The 3040-nt window shown below is 68.1% G+C and carries 2 protein-coding genes; both read left to right on the top strand.

Annotated elements, in window-relative coordinates:
• Nucleotides 1-435 precede the first annotated feature (435 nt).
• Entirely contained in the window at nt 436-2049 is a 1614-nt protein-coding gene (locus ACSIH6_RS39175; protein ID WP_435113921.1) for a vWA domain-containing protein, read from the top strand.
• Between the two features lie 645 nt (nt 2050-2694).
• The coding region (locus tag ACSIH6_RS39170; protein ID WP_435113919.1) for a GntR family transcriptional regulator at nt 2695-3040 on the top strand (346 nt) is incomplete at its 3' end.

Here is a 3040-nt window from a genome sequence, read left to right as displayed (position 1 = left end):
CTGTTCAACCTGGAGCTGGTCCGCGCACCCCAGGACGTCCAGTAAGTGCCTCGCGGGAAATCCGCTTGCGCGAATTCGACCCGTTGAGTGCTGTCGGTGCATTTGTCTTTGGGTAAATGTGTTGCCGTTCCACTCGAAGGGTCGTTAAGGTGGCTTCAGCACCTCCCGGTGCGCAGGTCGCGGCTACTTCTTCTGTGTAAAGGCAACGCCGCGTCCGACTTAGATCTCGGGAGGACACAACTTCAGATGGTGTGCCCGGTGCGCAGATGAGGGATACTTCGCTTCGGGAGCGGGTGGTTGCGGGTTCGAGTCCCGTCGCTGGTCGAAAGACCGGTGTAGCTCAATTGGCAGAGCGCCTACGTCGCCTTCGTCGCCTTGATCTCGGGCACACCATTTGCAGTAGAGGCTCCTCCCGGTGCGGAAGGAGCCCTTTTTATGTGCGCGAAGTTCAACGGTGTCGGCGCCCGGCCGGTCGGTCGCAGCCCGGTCCTCAGCGAGTCCAGCCCCTCAGGACGCACCCACGAAGGTGGAGCCGGGTACGCGCGCGACGCCCGGTCGGAGCTGTTCCTCCTGGCCGTCACCAACATGGTCGGGGAGAAGACGTTCTACGAGACCGCGGCCGACCGTGACGACCGGTTCACAGCCCTCGTCCGGCAGGTCGCCGTGGATGACCCCGAGTGGCTGGTGAGCATGATCGGGTGGCTGCGCGGCGAGGCCAACATGAGGTCCGCGTCCCTGGTGGCCGCTCTGGAGGGCGCTAAGGCGCGCGTGGACGCCGGTGCCCGCGGGCACTCCCGGCAGATGGTCAACGCCGCGTTGCAGCGCGCTGACGAGCCGGGCGAGGCCTTGGCGTACTGGACCAGCCGGTACGGCCGGTCGATCCCCAAGCCGGTCAAGCGCGGTATCGCGGACGGCACGGCCCGGCTGTACAACGAGCGGTCGGTGCTCAAGTACGACACCGATTCCAAGGGGTACCGGTTCGGTGATGTGCTCAACCTCGTGCACGCCTCGCCCCGCGAGGGCGCGGCGTGGCAGGGGGCGCTGTTCAAGCACGTCCAGGACCGTCGCCGTGGCCGCGGTGGCGCTCCCGACCCGGCCCTGCTGCCGGTGCTGGCGGCCAACGCGGCCTTCAGCGACCGGGCGGCGGCCGACCCGGGCGTGCTGCTCGACCCCGACGCGCTCCAGCGTGCGGGGCTTACCTGGGAGGCGGCGCTGTCGCTGGCGGGCGACCGTGTGGACCGGGCCCGGCTGTGGGAGGCGATCATCCCGAGCATGGGTTACATGGCGCTGCTCAGGAACCTCAGGGGCTTCGACGAGGCCGGAGTGAGCGATGCTGTGGCCGAGCGGGTCATGGCCAAGCTCACCGACCCGGCTGAGGTCGAGCGCAGCCGCCAGCTGCCCATGCGCTTCCTGTCCGCCTACCGTGCGGCGCCGAGTCTGCGCTGGGGCTACGCCCTGGAGCGGGCGCTGAGCCTGAGCCTGGCCAACGTGCCGACCCTGTCGGGACGCACGTTGATCATGGTGGACACCTCCGGTTCCATGCGCGCCAGCTTCTCCAAGGACGGCGCGCTCAAGCGCTGGGACGCGGCCGCGCTGTTCGGTATCGCTCTGGGTCAGCGCTGCGCGGCGGCCGACGTTGTGTCCTTCTCCTCAGTCAGCTACTGGGTCAGCGATATACCGGGGGCCAAGACGAAGGTGTTCGACCTGCGCCGCGGGGAGTCGCTGCTGGGTGCGGTCAAGCGCTGGGACGACGGCGGTTGGTTCCTCGGAGGTGGCACCGACACGGCGGCCGCGCTGCGGGAGAAGTTCGCCGGGCACGACCGCGTCGTGGTCGTCACCGACGAGCAGGCCAACGAGGACCCGATCGAGGTCGACCAGTCCGTCCCGAGCCGGGTGCCCATGTACACCTGGAACCTGGCCGGGTACGAGCGTGGCCACGCCCCGTCCGGTCAGCGGAACCGGTACGCGTTCGGTGGATTGTCGGACGCGGCGTTCGGGATGATCCCGCTGATCGAGGCGGGGCGGTCGGCGGACTGGCCGTGGGTGTGAGCTGAGCACCGGAGGCCCTGCTTCGGCAGGGCCTTCCGTGTGTCGCCTCCCCCAAAGTCGACTCAAAGTCGAGCTGCGCCTTGGAGTCCTGAGCCGACGGCGCCGTCGGCTCGCTTAGATGGGGCGGTTGTTATTGGGGTCAGGCCGGGAGCACCTTGACACGGCCCTCGCAGTCCACACTGACCCCAAAGCCTGGATGCTTCAGGCGAGCCTGCTTAAGCAGCCCTTCCCGCGAGAGACGCCCAGGCCGGAACGGAAGGTTGACTGTGCCTACCACTTCTCCCTCAGGCGCGAAGGCCGCACCTTCTGGCCGCAACCTCCGAGGCCCCTGAACCTGGTGCCACCCCTCTGTTCGCATCTGGATTGGTTCAGCTTCTGCGCTAGCGCTGAATTCCGGCGCTGGGGTGAACGTCACCGAGTCCATGTACTCGTACCAGGTGACGATCTCCTCTCCTGTCTCGCAGGACTCCTCACAGGTGTGCGGGTTTTCGGGCTCGGTCATTGCAGCGACTAGGTCCTTGTAGAAGCTCATCCGATAGGTCCTTTTCCGGTTTGGAAGCTGGAGAGGGCCGCGTGTAAATGCTCTCATGTGGCTGTTCCTGGCCCGCGCCTTCGTGTGAGGGCCTTCTGCGTTACCGTGCTGCCATGCCACCTCGCGCCCGCTGGGGCACCTACCAGACCATCGCGGAGACCTTGCGCGCTCGCCTGAGCGGCGCCGTGCCGGGGTCGGCGGTGCCGTCGGAGGCCGAGCTGAAGGAAGAGTTCGGTGTGTCGCGGACGCTGGTGCGGCGGGCTCTGGGGCTCCTGGAAGGCGAGGGCCTGGTGCGGGCGGTCCCGGGCCGCGGTCGTGTCGTGGCTGCGGCTGAGCCGCCTGAGCCTGGGGGTCGGCAGCAGATGGTGTCCGAGCTGCGGCGGCGGGTCAGCGAGTTGGACGCGGGCGCCCGGCTGCCGTCAGAAGCAGCGCTGGGCGACGAGTTCGGCGTCTCCCGGG

It is taken from the genome of Nocardiopsis synnemataformans (assembly GCF_965343085.1).
Taxonomy (GTDB): Bacteria; Actinomycetota; Actinomycetes; order Streptosporangiales; family Streptosporangiaceae; genus Nocardiopsis; species Nocardiopsis alborubida.
This window is presented reverse-complemented; position numbering and strand designations above follow the sequence as displayed.

Coding starts and splice junctions, on each gene's coding strand:
- ACSIH6_RS39175 (WP_435113921.1), top strand. CDS start 436: ATGTGCGCGAAGTTCAACGGTGTCGGCGCCCGGCCGGTCGGTCGCAGC.